The following is a 17672-nucleotide window of genomic DNA, read 5'->3' on the forward strand; positions in this document are numbered from 1 at the left end:
GTTCGGTGAGGGCCGCCATATTTCGACGATAACCGCGAGCAATCGCGCGTTCAGCGGAACGGCACATCCGGTCGACCCGTCCCACCGGTGCCGAGTGAGGCGATGATGATCGCAATGCACCGCGCGATGATCCACAATGGCGGTAGCCGGTGAAATCGGAGTCGGCGAGGATTCAAGGAGGACAAGCGCGATGGCAAACGGCCAGGCCGGACCCGCCGAACGTGAGCTCGGCCCGCTCGACCCATTCGCCGGAATCCCCGACGTCCGCTATCACCTGCCCGCCGCGGACCTGGTCAGACCGCTGCTGGAGCCCGGTTCCGGCGGCCTACGGCGCTGGCGCCGCCAGAGCACGAACGCCCCGATCGTCCCCGTCGAGAACGCGTATATCACCGGAAAGCTCGATCTGCGCGGTGCCGACCTCGACTTCCTGTTCCGGTTCGAGAACTGTCGTTTCGAATTCCCCCCCGACGTGCGAGAGGCGAAACTGCTGGGACTGGTGTTCCGCCGGTGCTGGTTACCGGGGCTCAGGGCGCGGAACCTGCGCAGCCGCAATGACGTCCGGTTGATCCGCAGTGTCGTGCAGCCGATGCCGGGTACCAACGAGGGGGAAACCGCAGTGCAGCGCGAGGATTCGCGCGAGCGGGGTATTGTCGACGCGGCGCTGAACCTGACCGACGCGGTGATCGAGGGTTCCGTGGTGCTCACCAGGACCGTGATCGATTCGGTGCACGGCAGGGCTATCCAGGCCGACCGGTTGAAGATCAGCGGCGCCTTCCTGGCCTACCGGCTCAGGGCCGACGGCGAGGTCCGCGTTCCGGGCATGTGGACCGGCGGCAACGTCAACCTCTCGGGCGCCGTTCTGCGCAACCCCAAGGGATTCGCGCTCGACGGCAACGGCTTGTACGTGGGCGGCAGCCTGCTGTGCGATGTGGACAATTTCGGCAGCAAGCGTCAGCCGTTCAACGCGCGCGGAGTGCTTCACCTGCCCAGTGCGAGGGTGAACGGGGACATCGTCTTCCGCGGCGCTGACCTCCGCAGCCCGCAGCGCGGCCCGATCGCGGTGAACGCGTGGGAATCCAGTGACCCGTACGTCGATCCGTGGCCCGCCCTCGTCGCGGACCGGTTGCGGGTGGACGGCAACGTCGAGTTGTCCGACGGGCTCGCCGCCGTCGGCACGCTCAGGATGCTCAACGCCAGGATCGGTGGCACGCTGCGCCTGGCCCGCGCCCGCATCACCGTGCCGAGGGGCCCGATCGAGCCGTACTACGACCGCGCACTGCACCTCGACGGCAGCGAGATCAGCGGGGACTTCGAGGCCACCGGGCTGCGGGTGCCGTCCGGGCAGGTGCGGATGGCCGACGTGAGCATCGGCGGGAACCTGCTCGCCGCCCGGGCACACCTGCAGCACGCCGAACGGGACGTGCTGTCCGCCCGCCGCATGAAGGTGGCGGGCAACCTCCACCTGACCAACTGCAGCATCGAGGGCACGCTGCGGTTGCAGGGCACCGACGTGGGCGGCAGCGTCGAGTTGTTCGGCACCGAGGTCGTCCAGCCGATGAGGCGGCCGCAGACGAGCTTTTCGGTCGATCTGCGGACGGTGAAGGCCGGCCGCAACATCAGCCTCACCTTCTCCAACGACCGGAGTTTCCGTGCCGAAGGCGGGGTGAACATGGACGGGGCGAGCGCGGCACGCCGCATCGACCTGTCCGGGGCGGTGCTGGGCTCCGGGGCGGGACACGACATCGCGCTCAACGCCAGCGACCTCGAAGCGGACGAACTCGTGCTCAATCCGAGCGTCCCACCCCAGGGCCGCATCCTGTTGCGGCACGCGCACTGCCGATCACTGGAGGACAACGACGCGTTCTGGGAAACCGAGCGCGGAATCGACCTGGAGGGCTTCCGGTACGACGCGCTGCGGCACCCGATCGGCCTGGAGAACGACCGTGCCGTGGACAAGCGGATCAGCCAGCTGCGCGAGGCGATGCCCGGGTACCGGCCGGGGCCGTACGACCAGCTCGCGGCGATGCTGCGCACCAGCGGCAACGAGGAGCACGCGGACACGGTCCTGTTCCGCAAGCAGCAGTACCGCTACGAGGCACTGGCCGCCGGCTATGGCCTGTTCCGCGCGATGGGGATCCGGGTGTGGAGCCGGCTGCAGCGCTGGATGGTCGGCTACGGCTACCGGCCGGTGCGGGCGCTCGGCTGGCTGATCGGGCTGCTGGTCGCGGGCAGCATGTACTTCTGGCTGGGCCACGACTCCTGCCTGGAGGACACGCAGACGGGGGCGAACGCCCTGCTGAAGATCGGGGCCCGCTGCGTGGTCAACTCGCAGGACAGCGGCATGGAGTGGAACCCCATCTGGTACACGGCCGACCTGCTGGTCCCCATCGTGGACTTCGGCAACAAGGGCCGCTGGTACATGCACGGCTGGGACAAGTGGGTCAGCGACGGTTTCGTCGCGATGGGCTGGATTCTCGCCACCACCGTCGCGGCCGGTGCCGGCCGCATGATCCGCCGCGACGGCTGAGCCCGGAAGACGTCCGAAAACGAAACATCCCCCGCGGGAGGACGCGGGGGATGTTTTCACCGGAGCGGACGACGGGATTCGAACCCGCGACCCTCACCTTGGCAAGGTGATGCGCTACCAGCTGCGCTACGTCCGCGCGCCCGGCCCTGGCCGGTGCGACGACACATACTCTATACCCTGCCATCCGGGCGCCTTGCACCCACCCGGTCGGAGGTAACTCTGTCACTCACGGAGTACAAGGGGTGACGGCCGACGCTTCGCTCCGTATGGTGTGTCCATTCAACCGAACGGGTTAGTCCCCGCTCCCGGGGGAGGAGGTGCCTGGCCGGATGACGGAAGAAGCGACGGTGCCGGCGCAACGGACGGTGTCGGCTGACGAGCAGGCCCTTCTGCGCCGTTTGCGGTCGGGGGAGGACAAGGCGTTCAGTGAGCTTTTCGAGCTGCACGCGGGCGCCGTGCGCCGGTTGGCCCGCGGGATAGCGAGCGACAGTTCCGAGGCGGAGGACATCACCGCCGAAACCTTCTTCCGGGTTCTGCAGGCCCTGCGCCGCGGTGCGGGCCCCAAGGACCACGTCCGCGCGTACCTGCTGACCGTCGCCAGGCGGGTTTCGTGGGAGTGGCACGGCGCGCGCCGCGACGTGCCGGTGACCGACGACGAGCTCACGGTCCGCGTGGGTGCGGGGACGGACGCGCACGCGCGCACCGCCGAACACACCCTGATCGCGACCGCCTTCACCAGCCTGCCCGAGCGCTGGCGCTCCGTGCTGTGGCAGACCGAGGTCGAGGGCGAGCAGCCCGCCGTGGTCGCGCCCCACTTCGGTCTCAGCGCCAACGCGACCGCGGCGCTGGCCCGCCGCGCCCGGCAGGGGCTGCGGGCCGCGTATCTGCAGGCGCATCTGGCGATGAACCGCACTTCCGACGTCGGCTGCCGCGGGGTCGTGGAGAAGCTCGGCGGCTACACCGCGGGCAGCGTCACCGGCTCCGAGGCGAGCCGGATCCGCAACCACCTGATGGGCTGCGCCTCCTGCCGCTCGATGCACGCCGAACTGCGGGACGTCTGCTCCTCGCTGCGGGCGCACGCCGGTGTGCTGGCGCTGCTGGTGCCCGCGGTGGCCACCGCGGCGGGCGCGGCTTCGACCGTGTCGTCTTCGGGGGCGCTGGCCACGCTCAAGAGCCTCCTGCTGTCGAAGCTCAAGATCGGGATCGCGGTGGCGTCGACGGCCGCGGCCGGTGCCTTCGGCATCGCCGTGCCTGCCATGATCGGCTCCCACACCCAGGCGATGGACCTGCCGCAGGGTGGGATCGAACTGCAGATCGCGCTTCCGCAGTCTCCGCCGCCCGACCTGCCGCCGCTGTCGCCGGTCGCGTCCGACCAGACGACGCTGCGCCTGCCCGGCCGGATGGGCACCAGGGCCGAGCAGCAGAACCGGCAGGGCAGCGCGCGGGGGAGCGAGTCCGGCACCGCCGCCTCCCGCTCCTCCGGCAGCCGGACCGTGTCGAGCTCCACGGCAGGCATCTCGAGTTCGGGTTCGGCGTCTTCCCAGGCCACCACCACGACCAGCGTCGGCCAGCGGGACGACACGAGCACACCGGGCACCCCGACGAAGTCGAGCGGGAAGCCCACCACCACCCTGAGCGATCCGAGCCCGACCCCGCCCAGCGGCAGGCCGGACCGGCCGCGTGACGACCTCGGGCCCGATCCGGACGGCAACGCCTGGAACCACACACCGGACAAGGGCGCGCTGGACTGGTGGTCCGGCCCGCCCCAGGACCACGGCCGCGACCACGACCGGCACGACGGACATGACCGGCCGGAGTACGGCCGGAAGTAGGGCCGGAACCGGGAGCCGGGACGGCAGTAGCCCGTTCGGGTGGCCGGTCCCCGATCTGGATCTCGCGCCGCCCGCCCCGGTCGCGCTACCGTTGACCACGCTCACGAACGACCGAGCGTGCGCGGGAGGCTACGAACGATGAACCGGCTGGTGCGGGGCGAGGACGGCCGGGAATGGGTGGTCCGCTCGCAGATGGAGTGGCGGCGTCCGGCCACCGTGGAGGACTTCGAACACGACGTCGCGGGCAGTCCCACCCCGGGCATCGCGATGTTGTCGGTCACGGTGCTGCTGGCGGTCATCCTGGTGGCCTGGCTGCCGGAGGGCGTCGTCGTCCCGGCCTGGGTGATCTGGGGCCTGCTGCTGATCGCCCTGTTCTTCCCGCTGCGCTGGGTCCTGAACCGCCCGTGGACGGTGGTCGCGGAGACCGAGGGCGACGTGCTCGGGGAACACCCGCCGGAGCGCTGGGTGGGTATCGTGTCCGGCATGTTCCGGGTGCGGGGCGAGTTGGCCAAGGTCGCCAAGACGATCCAGCGCGAATCCCTGCCCGATTTCGACGGTCCGCTGCATCCGATGGAATAGCGCATGCCGGAACTCCCCGAGGTCGAGGCGCTGGCCCACCACCTCCGCGAGAACGCGGTGGGCCGAACCGTGACGCGCATCGACGTGGTCTCGCTGAGCGTGCTCAAGACGGTGACTCCACAGTGGACGGAACTGCACGGCCGCCGGGTCACCGGTGCCCGACGCCACGGCAAGCACCTCGACCTCGACTGCGACGGTCTCCACCTCGTGGTTCACCTGGCCAGGGCGGGCTGGTTGCGCTGGTCCGACTCCCTGCCGGTCAAACCGCCAAGGCCGGGGCGAGGGCCGCTCTCGCTGCGCGTGCACCTGTCCGGCGAAGTGGGGTTCGACCTCACCGAGGCGGGCACGAAGAAGGGCCTCGCGGTCTGGATCGTGGCCGACCCGGGGGAGGTGCCGGGCATCGCCCGGCTCGGTCCCGACGCGCTCGAACTGGACCGCACGCGGCTCGGCGAACTGCTCGCCGGCCGCACCGAGCGGCTGAAGACCGCCCTCACCGACCAGTCCCTGATCGCCGGCATCGGCAACGCCTATTCCGACGAGATCCTGCACACCGCGAAGCTGTCCCCGTACGCCACGCCCGGCAGGCTCTCCGACGAGGCGCTGGACCGGTTGGCCGCGGCGATCCGCGAGGTGCTCACCGGTGCCGTCGAACGGTCCGTCGGGCAGGACGCGGCCCGGCTGAAGGGCGAGAAACGCTCGGGGCTGCGCGTCCACGGCCGCGCCGGCCTGCCCTGTCCCGTGTGCGGGGACACGGTGCGGGAGATCTCCTTCGCCGACAAGGCCTTCCAGTACTGCCCGACCTGCCAGACCGGCGGGAAACCGCTTGCCGACCGCAGGCTGTCCCGGCTGCTCAAGTAGTGCCGGGTCCTCGCCGCCCGCATTCGGTAACGGCGACTCTTGCTCGGTTTCACCCATTTAGAGTCTAATTGCGACAGTACCCATGACAATGCGGCGAACCCTTCGCTTTCGGCAGGGCTCTCCGTGTCGGAGGGTGGCGATATCTACACAGAAAGTGGGCTCGAAACCTTGCACCCGGCCGATCGAGCGCAGAGCATGGACGCCGTGTCCGACTTGCCGATCGCGCAGATCATTCCGTGGAGTGTCGCGGGCCTGCTGTTGATCGCGCTCATCGTCGTGCTGGCCCGCTCACGCAAGCCGAGCAGTTTCGTCGACGATGCGGTGCTCGAAGCGGTCTACCACATGTCGAAGGCCACCCCCGACCTCCGCAAGGGATTCGACCAGGAGTCCGCCGACCGCATCACCTCGCAACTGCTCGAACTGCTCAAATGCGTCGCCGTGGGCATCACCGACCCCGATGGCGCGCTGGCCTCGTGGGACGGTGAGGCCAACGACCACTACGTGGACCTCACCGCGGCCATCAGCCTGGCCGTCCGCAAGCACCGCCGCGAGGTGGTCTCCCACGACGACCTGCCCTGCGACCACCGCGGCACCTGCAAGATGAAGACCGCGGTGATCGTGCCGCTCCTCGTCGACGGCGACATCGAGGCCGTGCTCATCGTGGTCGGGCGCTCGCACGGCAAGCGCCTGATCCAGATGGCGGGCGCGGTGGCCCAGTTCGTCTGCACCCAGTTCGAGCTGGCCCGGCTCGACGAGTCGAAGCTGCAGCTGCAGCAGGCCGAGATCAAGGCCCTGCGCGCGCAGATTTCGCCGCATTTCATCTACAACGCGCTCAACACGATCTCCGCGCTGATCAGGACCGACCCGGAGGAGGCCCGCGATCTGCTCCAGGAGTTCGCGGACTTCACCCGCTACTCGTTCCGCACGTCGGGCATGTTCACCTCGCTGGCCGACGAACTGCGCAACATCGACCAGTACCTGACCATCGAACGGGCCCGGTTCGGTGGACGACTGGAGGTGCGGCTGAAGATCGCACCCGAGGTGCTGTCGGTCGTGGTGCCGTTCCTGATCATCCAGCCGCTGGTGGAGAACGCCGTCCAGCACGGGCTGGCGAACAAGCCGAGCGGCGGCATGGTCACCGTGACCGCGCAGGACCACGGCACCGAGGCGCTGATCAGCGTCGAGGACGACGGCATCGGGATGGACCCGGCCCGGCTGGCCGACCTCCGCAATTCCCACCGCACCGGTGCGCACGTCGGCCTCGGGAACATCAACGCACGCATGCGCCAGCTCTTCGGCGACGAGTACGCACTGATGGTGGAGACCGCTCCGGGCGCGGGGATGAAGGTGACCCTCCGGGTGCCGAAATTCGCCCCCGGGGTCCGCACGGAACTGCCGGACTACTCGGCCGCGGTGCCACCGCAGGAAGTCAGGGATTCCTCACCTGCACACGCGCGGCGCAGTCCGTAATCTGGCGGCCATGACCAGCGTGACGGACAGATTGACCAGCAAACTCCCCCGTATCGGCGACCGGGGCGACCGCAAGGACGTCGTGGCGGTGGTCAAACTGCACGGCGTGATCACGCCGACCCCGTCCCCGCTGTCCCGTGGCACGATCAACGTCGCCTCCGTCGAATCGGCGCTGACCAGGGCCTTCGGCCATGACCGGCTCAAGGCGGTGGCCCTGCTGATCAACTCGCCGGGCGGCGCGCCCACCCAGTCGGGCCTGGTGGCCGAGCGGATCAGGCAGCTCGCCGCGAAGAAACCGGGTGTCCCGGTGCTCGCGTTCTGCGAGGACGTGACGGCCTCCGGGGGTTACTGGCTGGCGTGCGCGGCCGACGAGATCTACGCCCACCGGACCTCGGTGGTCGGGTCCATCGGGGTGATCAGCGGGGGTTTCGGCTTCACCGGCCTGCTCGAACGGTTCGGCGTCGAGCGGCGCCTGCACACCGCGGGCGAGAACAAGTCGCGGCTGGACCCGTTCAGCCCGGAGAAGCCCGAAGACGTCGAGTGGCTCAAGAAGATGCACACCCAGTTGCACGAGTTGTTCGTGGACTGGGTCAAGGAGCGGCGGGGTGGCAGGCTGGCCGACACCGAGGAACTGTTCACCGGCGACGTGTGGCTGGGCGCCAAGGCACTCGAACTCGGCCTGGTGGACGGCCTCGGCAATCTCCGCGAGGTGATCGCCGAGCGCTTCCCCGAGGCCGAGATCACCGTGGCCGAGCCGAAGAAGCCGCTGCTGGCCCGGCTGGGCATCGGCGCGCCCGCCGCGGCGAGTGCGCTCATCGACGCCGTCTCGCAGAAGGCCGCCTGGGCACGCTTCGGGCTCTGACCCGCCGTTCGCGGAAGGGAGCAGAGGGTTGCGCAGAGTGGTCGCCCAGGAGCGGTATGGACAACACGGCAGTCACTGGGCAGGATGCGAACCACTGTGAGTGCGCACAATGACAACCGCCGGCTCGTCGTCCTCGCCGTGGACGACGAGCCGCACGGGCTCGACCTACTGGCCGGGAGCCTGCAGAACAACCCCCACATCGGCCGGGTCTTCACCGCGGTCGACGCGTCCGAAGCGCTGCGCCTGCTCGCTTCCGACGACGCCGAACTGCGGGAGCGCAAGGAGCGCGGGCTGCCGGTCATCGACGCGGTCTTCGCCGACCTGCAGATGCCCGGGCTGTCGGGGATGGAGATGGCGCGGGTGTTCTCCGCGCTGAACCCGTGTCCGGTGCTGGTGTTCGTCACCGGCCACGCGGACGAGGCCGTCAACGCCTTCGACCTGGGCGCGGTCGACTACCTGCTCAAACCGTGCAACCAGAACCGGCTCGACCGCGCGGTCGAGCGCGTGCTGGAGAAGCTGCGCTCGACGCCGTCGGCGGGTGGCGTGCGGGCGGCCGCCCCCGCCAAGGCCGACGACGACGAGGTGATCCCGGTCGAGCTGGCGGGCACCACCAAGCTGGTGCCGCGCTCGACGGTGCGGTGGGTGGAGGCGCAGGGCGACTACGCCCGGCTGTTCACCAGCGACGGCAACAGCCATCTCGTCCGGATCCCGCTCACCCAGCTGGAAGAGCGCTGGGAGAAGGCGGGTTTCGTGCGTATCCACCGGTCGTTCCTGGTCGCGCTGCACCTGATCACCGAACTGCGCATGGGCCAGGGCGGCTACCAGGTGGTGATCGGCAACGAGGAGAAGCTGCTCCCGGTGTCGCGGCGGCACACCCGTGAACTCAAGGACCGGCTGACCGGGCGATGAACGAGGACGTGTACCGGAGCGCGGACGGGATCCGCGGGCCCGAGCCCGCGCGTGCTCCGGGGCAGGCCCCGTACGAGCCGGCGAAGATCGAGCGGGTTCCGCCCGCGCCCGGTCCGGCGAAGGTCGAACGCGTACCACCCGCGGCGGAGCCCGTGGAAGCGCCACCGGAATCGCCGTCGAAACCCCCGAAGCGCCAGCGGGTGGTGCTCGCCGACCCGCGTTCGAAGTCCACGCCGACGCTGCGCGCCCTGGTGGAACTGGAGGAGCAGAACAGCTGGGGCACCGTCCTGATCACGGACCTGGTCAGACGCCAGTTGCGCTCGGCGGTGGCGCTCGCCGCGATCGTGGTGATGGTGCTCGGCGGGCTGCCGCTCGCCTTCTACCTGTCGCCGGACTTCGCCAGTGCCGAAGTGATCGGATTGCCGCTGGCCTGGCTGCTGCTGGCGGTGTTGCCGTTCCCGCTGCTGTTGCTGGCCGGCCTCTCGTACAACCGCGTCGCGGAGCGGCACGAGCGCGAGTTCGTTGACATGATCGAGAATTGAAGACTCGCCGTGGGGGGCTTTACGGCCCTGCGACAATCTCCGGGTGCGAAGCAATCCGTGGGCGCTGACCGGCATCCTGGTCGTCGCCGCGCTGACCTACTACCTGGGTCATCGTTCGTCGCGGTTTGCCAACACGACCGACGATTTCCTGGTGGCGCGCCGCACCGTGCGTTCGCGCCGCAACGCTGCCGCGATCTCCGGTGAGTACCTGTCGGCCGCGTCGTTTCTCGGCGTGGCGGGGGTCGTGCTCAAGGAGGGCGCGAACGGCCTGTGGTACCCGATCGGCTTCACCGGCGGTTATCTGGCGCTGATGCTGTTCGTGGCCGCGCCGCTGCGCCGTTCCGGCGCCTACACGCTGCCGGACTTCCTGGAAGCGCGCCTCGGTTCGCTGGCCCTGCGCCGCTGCGCCACGTTGTTCGTGGTGATCATCGGTGTGCTGTACCTGGTTCCCCAGTTGCAGGGGGCGGGGCTCGCGCTGAACGTGGTGCTGCCCGGCACCCCGGCCTGGGTCGGGGCGATCGCGGTGACCGTGCTGGTCGCGGGCAACGTACTGGCGGGCGGCATGCGCGCGATCACGGTGGTGCAGGCCTTCCAGTACTGGCTGAAGCTGTTCGCCATCGCCGTGCCCGCCTTCGTGCTGTGCGCGGTGTTCGTGGCGGACCACCGCACGGGCCCCGCCGGGGAGTTCGGCAAGCCGGCCTCGCCGGTGTTCACCGCGGACACCACGGTGCGGATCGACGTCGAGGTGCGGCTGCGGGTCGGTTCGGTGACTCCCGTGTGGGTGAAGGGACGGGGTTCCGGCACCGAGACGCTCGTGGTGTGGCCGAAGGGCGCCACCGAGGACGTGGCGCGGGGAACGCAGCTGCGATTCGCGGCGGGCACCCCGGTTCCGGTGGTGTCCGATGCGGTCGCGGCGGAAGACGACTGGCTGGCCCCCGTTTCCGGTGGGGCCGGGGACCTGCTGAAAACGTATTCCCTGCTGCTCGCCACCGCGCTGGGCACGATGGGGCTGCCGCACGTGCTGGTCCGCTTCTACACCAATCCCGACGGCAAGGCCGCCCGGCGCACCGCGGTACACGTGTTGTTGCTGCTCGGAGTGTTCTACCTGTTCCCCACCCTGCTGGGGGCGATGTCCCGCCTGTACGTGCCGGAGCTGCTCGTGACCGGGCAGACGGACGCGGCCGTGCTGCACCTGCCGCACGCGATCCTTCCCGGCCTCGCGGGCGACGTGCTGACCGCGGTGCTGATGGCGGGTGCCTTCGCCGCCTTCCTGTCCGCGGCGTCGGGGCTGGTGGTCAGCGTCGCCGGTGTCGTGTCGACGGACGTGTTCAAGGGGCGGCTGCGGGAGAACCGCTGGTCGATCTCGCTGGTCGCGCTGATCCCCGCGGTGCTGGCCGTGGTGCTGCGCCCGATGGACCTGACGCAGTCGGTGGGAATCGCGTTCGCGCTCGCCGCGTCGACCTTCGCCCCGACGCTGCTCCTCGGCATCTGGTGGCGGCGGCTGACCTGGCCGGGCGCGATGGCGGGGATGCTCTTCGGCGGCGGCCTGGTGGTGGCCGCGCTGGTGTGGCGCACCGTCGACGGCTACTCGGGCAGCGAGGTCCCGTGGCTGCTCGAACAGCCGGCACTGGTGACGGTGCCGCTCGCGTTCGTGATCACCTTTCTGGTCAGCCTGGCGACCCCGGCGGGCATGCCTGCCGACGTGAACGGCGTGATGCTGCGGCTGCACGCGCCGGATCCGCTCGGGTTGATGCGGGAGCGCGCGGTGGCGCGCTTCGGCGTGGTGGACGGCCGCGCGCGCGGGGGCAAGGGCCGGCATCGCCGGTAGGTCTTCCCCGCCTTTGACCATTCGTAGTCGTCTTTGGGGAATTCGTTACTTCGAGTTATCGAGCACCGGGACATTGTGGGCGTAATGGGCCTACGGAAAGTAGTCTCATTCACTCGAATGGGCTAGCAACAGAAAGGCTTGTTAAGGGCAAGATCTACCGCAGCCATCGACGGAGAGGTAATCGACCATGGACAGCGAGGTTCTCCCGTGAGCACCACCGACCAGGGGGTCGAAGGCGCGGCCCCGGGTACCGACTGGAAGACGGTGCAGGACAGCGCCGAATTCGCGCAACTGCGCCACCGGCTGCGGACCTTCGTCTTCCCGATGACGGTCCTCTTCCTCGCGTGGTACCTGCTGTACGTGCTGCTCGCCGACTACGCGCACGGCTTCATGTCCACCAAGCTCGTCGGCAACATCAACGTCGGCCTCGTCATCGGGCTGCTGCAGTTCGTCTCCACGTTCGTCATCACCGGGTTGTACGTGCGGTACGCGAACCGGAAGCTGGACCCGGTCGCGGACAAGATCCGTGAGGAAATCGAGGGACAGCACGAGGGAGCGGCCGCGTGAGGATCCTCGCCGCGGGCGTCGAGGGCAGCAACCCGGCGCTCAACATCACCATTTTCGCGATCTTCGTGGCGATCACGCTGCTGATCGTTTTCCGGGCCAGCCGCAACACCAAGACGGCATCCGACTACTACGCCGCGGGCCGCGCGTTCACCGGTCCGCAGAACGGCATCGCCATCTCCGGTGACTACCTGTCCGCGGCGTCCTTCCTGGGCATCGCGGGCAGCATCGCGGTCAACGGCTACGACGGTTTCCTCTACTCGATCGGCTTCCTGGTGGCATGGCTGGTCGCGCTCCTGCTGGTCGCCGAACTGCTTCGCAACACCGGCAAGTTCACCATGGGCGACGTGCTGGCGTTCCGCATGCGGCAGCGCCCGGTGCGCGCGGCGGCCGCCATCTCGACGCTGGCCGTGTCCTTCTTCTACCTGCTCGCGCAGATGGCCGGGGCCGGTGGCCTGGTCAACCTGCTCCTCGGCATCCAGGGTGGTGGCGGGCAGGCCGCGGTGATCGCGGCGGTCGGCGTGGTGATGATCCTCTACGTGCTGATCGGCGGCATGAAGGGCACCACCTGGGTGCAGATCATCAAGGCCGCCCTGCTGATCGCGGGCGCGCTCGCGATGACCCTGTGGGTGCTCGGCAAGTACGGGTTCAACCTGTCCTCCCTGATGCAGCACGCGGTGGACAACGGCGGCAAGAACGGCGCCGCCCTGCTCGACCCTGGCAAGGCGTACGGCAAAAACGGCACCACCAAGCTGGACTTCCTGTCGCTGGGCATCGCGCTGGTGCTCGGCACCGCGGGCCTGCCGCACGTGCTGATGCGCTTCTACACGGTGCCGAGCGCGCGAGAAGCCCGTAAGTCCGTGGTGTGGGCGATCGTGCTGATCGGCGTGTTCTACCTGTTCACGCTGGTGCTCGGCTACGGCGCCGGGGCGCTGGTCGGCCCGGCGGCGATCAGCAAGGCGCCCGGCAGTTCGAACGCGGCCGCCCCGCTGCTGGCGCTTCACCTCGGCGGCCCGGTGCTGCTCGGCTTCATCGCCGCCGTCGCGTTCGCGACGATCCTGGCGGTGGTCGCCGGGCTCACCATCACGGCGTCGGCCTCGTTCGCGCACGACGTGTACGCCAACGTGATCAAGAAGGGCAAGGTGGACAGCCGCTCCGCGGAGGTCAGGGTCGCCCGCATCACCGCGCTGGTGATCGGGGCGGTGGCCATCGTCGGCGGCATCCTCGCCAAGGACCAGAACGTCGCCTTCCTGGTGGCGCTGGCCTTCGCGGTCGCCGCGTCGGCGAACCTGCCGACCCTGCTGTACTCGCTGTTCTGGAAGCGGTTCAACACCCGGGGCGCGCTGTTCAGCATCTACGGTGGCCTGATCGTCACGGTCGTGCTGATCGTCTTCTCGCCCGCGGTCTCGGGCGGGGCGAAGCCGATGATCAAGGGGGTGGACTTCCACTGGTTCCCGCTGGAGAACCCGGGCCTGGTCTCCATCCCGGTTTCGTTCTTCCTCGGCTGGCTCGGCACGATGCTGTCGAAGGAGCACAACGAGGACAAGTACGCGGAGATGGAGGTTCGTGCCCTCACCGGTGCGCACGCCGAAAAGGCGAGCGCCCACTGACGCAGCTCCGTTCGTGGCGAAGGCCACCGTCCCGGCGGGACGGTGGCCTTCGCTTTTCTTACGTGCAGGGAACGGTGTGCCGTGCGACCATGGCGGCGTGATTCCCGAGGACATCCCCACCGTGTCGGTCGCCGACCTGCCGACCGGCGGCCTCACGCTGCTCGACGTGCGCGAGCACGACGAGTGGGTCGCAGGCCACGCGCCGGAGGCGGTGCACATCCCGCTCGGCGAGCTGCCCGCCCATCTCGAGGATCTCGCGAAACTGCCCGACGACCGGCCGATCCACGTGGTCTGCCGCACCGGCGGGCGCTCCGCCCGCGCCACCGCCTGGCTCCTGGCGAACGGCTGGGACGCGGTCAACGTCGCCGGTGGCATGAAGTCCTGGCTCACCGAGGGGCGCCCGGTAGTGGGCGAACGCGGCGAGGTGCCGCCGGAAGTCCTTTGATGTCGAAGTGGTTTGCGTTGCGGTGCGGGTGGCGGAACCCGAGGTGGTTCCTCGCTGTGGGATCTCCTCCTCATGAATGTCGATTCACCACGTCGGAGCTGTCCGCGCGAGGAACCACCTCAGAACCCGCGGCGGTGCGGGCTGATGGCCCACTGCAAGCGGCTCCGCCGCTTCGAAGCACACCGAAGTAGGCCACATGCAACCGGATCGGTACCACTTCCGCCCCCGCGTGCGCTGGATGGCGTCACCGCCGCCCGGGGCGATCCCGCCGCGCCGGGTCCGGCAGGCCGGGCACTACAGCGGCCCGCCAAGGTACCCGCTGATGCCGCGCTGGGGTTTCCCCAACCTGACCTGGCGCGAGCCGACCCTGGTGCCCGGGCTGCCCGCGGGCTACCCGCCGCCCATCGAGCGGATCGGGACGCTGGGGCGCTACACCGCGACCATGCTGTGGTGCCTGGTGGGATTGGCCGCGGCCGGTGCGGTGGGCGAGTTCTGGCGGTACGCACTGCTGGTGATCAGCCGGGACGCGGCGCTGGGCAGCGGGGTCGTGGGTGCCTCCGACGCGCTGGTGATCGCCACGTCCCTGCTGGCGGTCGTCTTCGGCGCGATGTCGATCGGTTTCACGCTGTGGTGGCTGCTGGTCGCGCGGCAGGCCGCGGCCGACGGGGCCGGGCAGGAACAGCCCCGCTCGACGCGTGAGGTGCTGCTCGGCGCCCTCGTGCCGGGCCTGAACCTGGTGATGGCCGGTGCGATCCTCGCCGAGCTGGAACACATGGTGCTGCGCCGCGCGCCGGACGAACGGCCCCGGCCGTCGCGGCCGGTGCTGGTCTGGTGGGCGGCCTGGGTGCTGAACGAGCTGTGCCTGGTTCTGGTGGTGATCTGGCGGTTTCGGGACGGTCTGCAGGCGCAGGCCGACGCCGTCTTCCTCAACGGGCTGGGCGACCTGTCCGCCGCCGCGCTGGCCGGGGTGACCGCGTTCGTGGTGTCGCGGATGACCGGCCTGCTGGCTCCGATCCCGCCGCACCGGTTGTCGGTGCGGCGGGTGGTCGCGGTCGAGGGTGCCCCGCCACCGGCCGGGCGTCCCGCCCGGCCGGCCGGCGCCTCACGCTGAAACGGGCAGTGTGCGCAGGCCCCGGATGACGAACTCGGGGCGCCGCTGCGGCTCGGCCGCGAGCCGCAGCCCCGGCAGACGGCCGGTCAGCGCGCGCAGCGCGGCGGCGATCTCGATGCGGGCCAGCGGGGCGCCGACGCAGTAGTGGATTCCCGCGCCGAAGCCGATGTGCGGGTTGGGGGAGCGGCCGAGGTCGAGGTTCTCCGGCGTGTCGAAAACGGCCGGGTCGTGGGCCGCGGCACCGAGCAGGGCGGCGATCTTCTCTCCCCGCGCCACGCGGACCCCGGCGATCTCCACGTCCTCGGTGGCGGTGCGTTCGAACAGCTGCAGCGGCGCGTCGAACCGGATCAGCTCCTCCACCGCCGATTCCGTCAGCGACGGGTCGTCCACGAGCCGCCGCCACTGGTCCGGGTGCCGCAGCAGGGCCCGGACACCGTTGCCGATCACGTTCACCGTCGCCTCGTGCCCGGCCATCAGCAGCAGGACACCGGTCGCCACGACCTCGTCGCCGGTCAGGTCCGCCCGCACCAGGTCGCTCAGCAGGTCGTCGCCGGGCTTTTCGCGCCGCGCCTCGACAACCTCGCGCAGGTAGTCGGCGAACTCACCGGCCGCCTTCTCGGCGGCCTGGCGCCCCTCCTCCGGCAGGTTCGGCTCGTACATCTTGACGATCGCGTTCGACCACGGCACCAGCAGCGTCCGCTCCCGCTCGGGGATGTCCAGCAGTTCCGCGATCACCGCGACCGGTAGCGGCTGCGCCAGGTGTTCGAGCACGTCGGCGCTGCCGTCGGCGGCGATCCCGGCGGCGAGGTCCTCCACCAGGCGTTCGGCCAAGGCGGCCACGGTGGGCCGGAGCCGTTCGACGTGCCCGCGCCCGAACGCGGACGAGATCGACCGCCGCAGCCGGGTGTGCGCGGGCGGCTCGTTCTCCAGCAGGGAGTTGCGGTGCAGGAGGTTGAACGAGACGAACTGCTCGGCGGGCCGCGCATCGGCCCAGATCCGGCCGAGTCCACGGTGCCGCAGTACCGCGGACGCCGCCACGTGGGAGACGGCGATCTTCAGACCGAGGCCGTCGTGCTGGTGGACCTCTCCCTCGGCCCGCAGTCGGGCGTACTCGGGATACGGGTTGCTCAGGAAGGCGGGATCCGCGGGATCAAACATCGGATGATCCTAATAACGGATGGGGGGTGGCGGTAGGGGCGAACCGGCCCGGTCACGGGTATTCGGTAGCGTCTCCAGCCGGGCGCAACACTGGAGGAGGAGCCGACATGGGCAAGGCCGCGCGGAAGAAGAGCAAGGCGCCGAAGGTGCGCGAGGTGTTCGTCGCGCAGCCGTTCGAAGGGCTCGCCGCCGAGACGGAACTGATCGCGCTGCGCGAGTTCGTCCCGTCGGCGACCGCGAAACTGCCCCTGGCCGCCGCCGGCGACCGGACCATCACCCTGGGCACCGTGCTGCCGATGGCCGCGGCCGCGTTCGTGCGCGGCGACGGTGAGGTGTTCGTGGGTCTGCAGGTTCAGACGAGGTCCTCCGACATCAGCCGCGACCTCGGCCGTTCGATCCGCTGGGCGTTGTCGGCCGAGCCGGGTGACGTGCTTTCGGTTCCCGACACGACCTCCCCGGCCGCCGAGGGCGAGCGCCTGCAGGATCTGCTCGTGGCGGACGCCGAACTCGAGGTCACGTTGCACTCGGACTTCGAATGGTGGCTGCCGGAGGACACCGAGCCGAGCGGCGAGGTGAAGCTCTCGCTGGAACGCGCCAACGAGGCGATCATGCCGACCGAGCGCCTCGGCACCGGTTCCTACTGGGTCCTCGCCGGGGAGAAGGCGCATCTGCGCTGGGTGCGGCCCGAACCGGAGAACCAGCTGTTGCAGGCGCTTGCGCGGCTGTCCGCGGCCGGGGAACTGGGCCTGGGGGAGGGCTCGCGGTACGCGGGTTCGTTCCGCGCGCACGGACTGCTCGTTCCGGTATGGGACCTCGACCCGGAGGCCCACGCGCGCGAGTGGGACGAGCCGGCGAAGCAGCTCGGGGCACGTCTCGAAGAGGCGCTGGCGTCGCTGGAGAGCGAGCCGCTGAACGCGAGCGAACGCCGCGCCCGTGACGGTCTGATCGGGCGCCAGCTGACCCTGCGGTGATCCTCCACATCTGCGCCGCCGGGGACTGGACCGGCGGCGAGTACCGCACTCCCTCCCTCGACGCCGAGGGCTTCATCCACTGCTCGGACCCGGGTACCGCGCACCTGCCCGCGAACGCCCTGTTCACCGGCCGCACCGACCTGGTGCTGGTGGAGATCGACCCGGCCCGTCTCGGTGTCCCGGTGCGCTGGGAACCGGGCAGCCCGCCGCATCCCGCGGGCATCTGGTTCCCGCACGTCTACGGGCCGATCCGGCCCGAAGCCGTGATCGCCGTGCATCCCTTCCCGCCTGGGCCGGACGGCACCTTCCGGCTGCCCGCCACCCTCGCCCACCGCTGACGCCCACCCGAACGGGTGTAACCCGGACCGGTCACGGGGGCAACCTTCCACCGACCGTGCGCGTGCTT

16 protein-coding genes and 1 tRNA gene are annotated in these 17672 nt (G+C 70.0%); 15 read left to right on the forward strand and 2 right to left on the reverse strand.

The features are described 5' to 3' along the window. Window positions 1-190 precede the first annotated feature (190 nt). Window positions 191-2527, forward strand: a complete 2337-nt coding sequence (locus tag FNH05_RS00005) for an oxidoreductase (RefSeq protein WP_246127345.1) — start codon at window positions 191-193, stop codon at window positions 2525-2527. A 63-nt stretch (window positions 2528-2590) separates the two neighbouring features. Here the strand turns inward: FNH05_RS00005 and FNH05_RS00010 are convergent. Continuing rightward, window positions 2591-2663 (reverse strand) — tRNA-Gly (locus FNH05_RS00010). A gap of 193 nt (window positions 2664-2856) precedes the next feature. Here FNH05_RS00010 and FNH05_RS00015 point away from each other — a divergent pair. The 12 genes from FNH05_RS00015 to FNH05_RS00070 all read left to right on the forward strand — a co-directional run bounded on the left by FNH05_RS00015 (window position 2857) and on the right by FNH05_RS00070 (window position 15137). Beyond that, window positions 2857-4359 (forward strand): sigma-70 family RNA polymerase sigma factor, encoded by a 1503-nt coding sequence (locus tag FNH05_RS00015; protein WP_144584638.1) that lies wholly within the window; start codon window positions 2857-2859, stop codon window positions 4357-4359. 138 nt (window positions 4360-4497) lie between these two features. Continuing rightward, window positions 4498-4938 (forward strand): DUF983 domain-containing protein, encoded by a 441-nt coding sequence (locus FNH05_RS00020; protein WP_144584639.1) that lies wholly within the window; start codon window positions 4498-4500, stop codon window positions 4936-4938. Between the two features lie 3 nt (window positions 4939-4941). After that, window positions 4942-5796, forward strand: coding sequence for an Fpg/Nei family DNA glycosylase (locus tag FNH05_RS00025; protein WP_144584640.1), 855 nt, complete (start codon window positions 4942-4944; stop codon window positions 5794-5796). Window positions 5797-5991: 195 nt separating this feature from the next. Beyond that, window positions 5992-7266: a sensor histidine kinase gene (locus FNH05_RS00030; protein WP_144584641.1), complete on the forward strand. Its 1275-nt coding sequence runs from the start codon at window positions 5992-5994 to the stop codon at window positions 7264-7266. A 10-nt stretch (window positions 7267-7276) separates the two neighbouring features. Continuing rightward, window positions 7277-8128, forward strand: a complete 852-nt coding sequence (locus tag FNH05_RS00035; RefSeq protein WP_144584642.1) for a S49 family peptidase — start codon at window positions 7277-7279, stop codon at window positions 8126-8128. An 84-nt stretch (window positions 8129-8212) separates the two neighbouring features. Then, window positions 8213-9037: a LytR/AlgR family response regulator transcription factor gene (locus FNH05_RS00040; RefSeq protein WP_144584643.1), complete on the forward strand. Its 825-nt coding sequence runs from the start codon at window positions 8213-8215 to the stop codon at window positions 9035-9037. Beyond that, window positions 9034-9579, forward strand: a complete 546-nt coding sequence (locus FNH05_RS00045; RefSeq protein WP_144584644.1) for a DUF485 domain-containing protein — start codon at window positions 9034-9036, stop codon at window positions 9577-9579. The genes FNH05_RS00040 and FNH05_RS00045 overlap by 4 nt, the downstream gene beginning before the upstream one ends. A 43-nt stretch (window positions 9580-9622) precedes the next feature. Beyond that, window positions 9623-11407, forward strand: a complete 1785-nt coding sequence (locus FNH05_RS00050) for a sodium/solute symporter (RefSeq protein WP_144584645.1) — start codon at window positions 9623-9625, stop codon at window positions 11405-11407. Window positions 11408-11614: 207 nt separating this feature from the next. After that, on the forward strand, window positions 11615-11974 hold the full coding sequence (locus tag FNH05_RS00055) for a DUF485 domain-containing protein (protein WP_144584646.1): 360 nt from the start codon (window positions 11615-11617) through the stop codon (window positions 11972-11974). Further along, window positions 11971-13581 (forward strand): solute symporter family protein, encoded by a 1611-nt coding sequence (locus FNH05_RS00060; RefSeq protein WP_144584647.1) that lies wholly within the window; start codon window positions 11971-11973, stop codon window positions 13579-13581. Before FNH05_RS00055 ends, FNH05_RS00060 begins: the two co-directional genes overlap by 4 nt. Before the next feature lie 97 nt (window positions 13582-13678). After that, window positions 13679-14026, forward strand: a complete 348-nt coding sequence (locus FNH05_RS00065; protein WP_144584648.1) for a rhodanese-like domain-containing protein — start codon at window positions 13679-13681, stop codon at window positions 14024-14026. 196 nt (window positions 14027-14222) lie between these two features. Next, window positions 14223-15137: a DUF4328 domain-containing protein gene (locus FNH05_RS00070; RefSeq protein ID WP_246127347.1), complete on the forward strand. Its 915-nt coding sequence runs from the start codon at window positions 14223-14225 to the stop codon at window positions 15135-15137. Here FNH05_RS00070 and FNH05_RS00075 read toward each other — a convergent pair. Continuing rightward, window positions 15129-16295, reverse strand: coding sequence for a cytochrome P450 (locus tag FNH05_RS00075; protein WP_144584649.1), 1167 nt, complete (start codon window positions 16293-16295; stop codon window positions 15129-15131). The genes FNH05_RS00070 and FNH05_RS00075 overlap by 9 nt on opposite strands. Window positions 16296-16402: 107 nt before the next feature. Here FNH05_RS00075 and FNH05_RS00080 point away from each other — a divergent pair, with 107 nt between their 5' ends. Together FNH05_RS00080 and FNH05_RS00085 are read left to right on the forward strand one after the other, a co-directional pair. After that, window positions 16403-17266 (forward strand): DUF5926 family protein, encoded by an 864-nt coding sequence (locus tag FNH05_RS00080; RefSeq protein ID WP_144584650.1) that lies wholly within the window; start codon window positions 16403-16405, stop codon window positions 17264-17266. After that, complete coding sequence (locus tag FNH05_RS00085; RefSeq protein ID WP_144584651.1) at window positions 17263-17604, forward strand: DUF952 domain-containing protein; 342 nt, start codon at window positions 17263-17265, stop codon at window positions 17602-17604. The genes FNH05_RS00080 and FNH05_RS00085 overlap by 4 nt, the downstream gene beginning before the upstream one ends. Window positions 17605-17672: the final 68 nt, after the last annotated feature.

The organism is Amycolatopsis rhizosphaerae (assembly GCF_007713715.1).
Taxonomy (GTDB): domain Bacteria; phylum Actinomycetota; class Actinomycetes; order Mycobacteriales; family Pseudonocardiaceae; genus Amycolatopsis_E; species Amycolatopsis_E rhizosphaerae.

Coding starts and splice junctions, on each gene's coding strand:
- FNH05_RS00005 (WP_246127345.1), top strand. CDS start 191: ATGGCAAACGGCCAGGCCGGACCCGCCGAACGTGAGCTCGGCCCGCTC.
- FNH05_RS00015 (WP_144584638.1), top strand. CDS start 2,857: ATGACGGAAGAAGCGACGGTGCCGGCGCAACGGACGGTGTCGGCTGAC.
- FNH05_RS00020 (WP_144584639.1), top strand. CDS start 4,498: ATGAACCGGCTGGTGCGGGGCGAGGACGGCCGGGAATGGGTGGTCCGC.
- FNH05_RS00025 (WP_144584640.1), top strand. CDS start 4,942: ATGCCGGAACTCCCCGAGGTCGAGGCGCTGGCCCACCACCTCCGCGAG.
- FNH05_RS00030 (WP_144584641.1), top strand. CDS start 5,992: ATGGACGCCGTGTCCGACTTGCCGATCGCGCAGATCATTCCGTGGAGT.
- FNH05_RS00035 (WP_144584642.1), top strand. CDS start 7,277: ATGACCAGCGTGACGGACAGATTGACCAGCAAACTCCCCCGTATCGGC.
- FNH05_RS00040 (WP_144584643.1), top strand. CDS start 8,213: ATGCGAACCACTGTGAGTGCGCACAATGACAACCGCCGGCTCGTCGTC.
- FNH05_RS00045 (WP_144584644.1), top strand. CDS start 9,034: ATGAACGAGGACGTGTACCGGAGCGCGGACGGGATCCGCGGGCCCGAG.
- FNH05_RS00070 (WP_246127347.1), top strand. CDS start 14,223: ATGCAACCGGATCGGTACCACTTCCGCCCCCGCGTGCGCTGGATGGCG.
- FNH05_RS00075 (WP_144584649.1), bottom strand. CDS start 16,295: ATGTTTGATCCCGCGGATCCCGCCTTCCTGAGCAACCCGTATCCCGAG.
- FNH05_RS00080 (WP_144584650.1), top strand. CDS start 16,403: ATGGGCAAGGCCGCGCGGAAGAAGAGCAAGGCGCCGAAGGTGCGCGAG.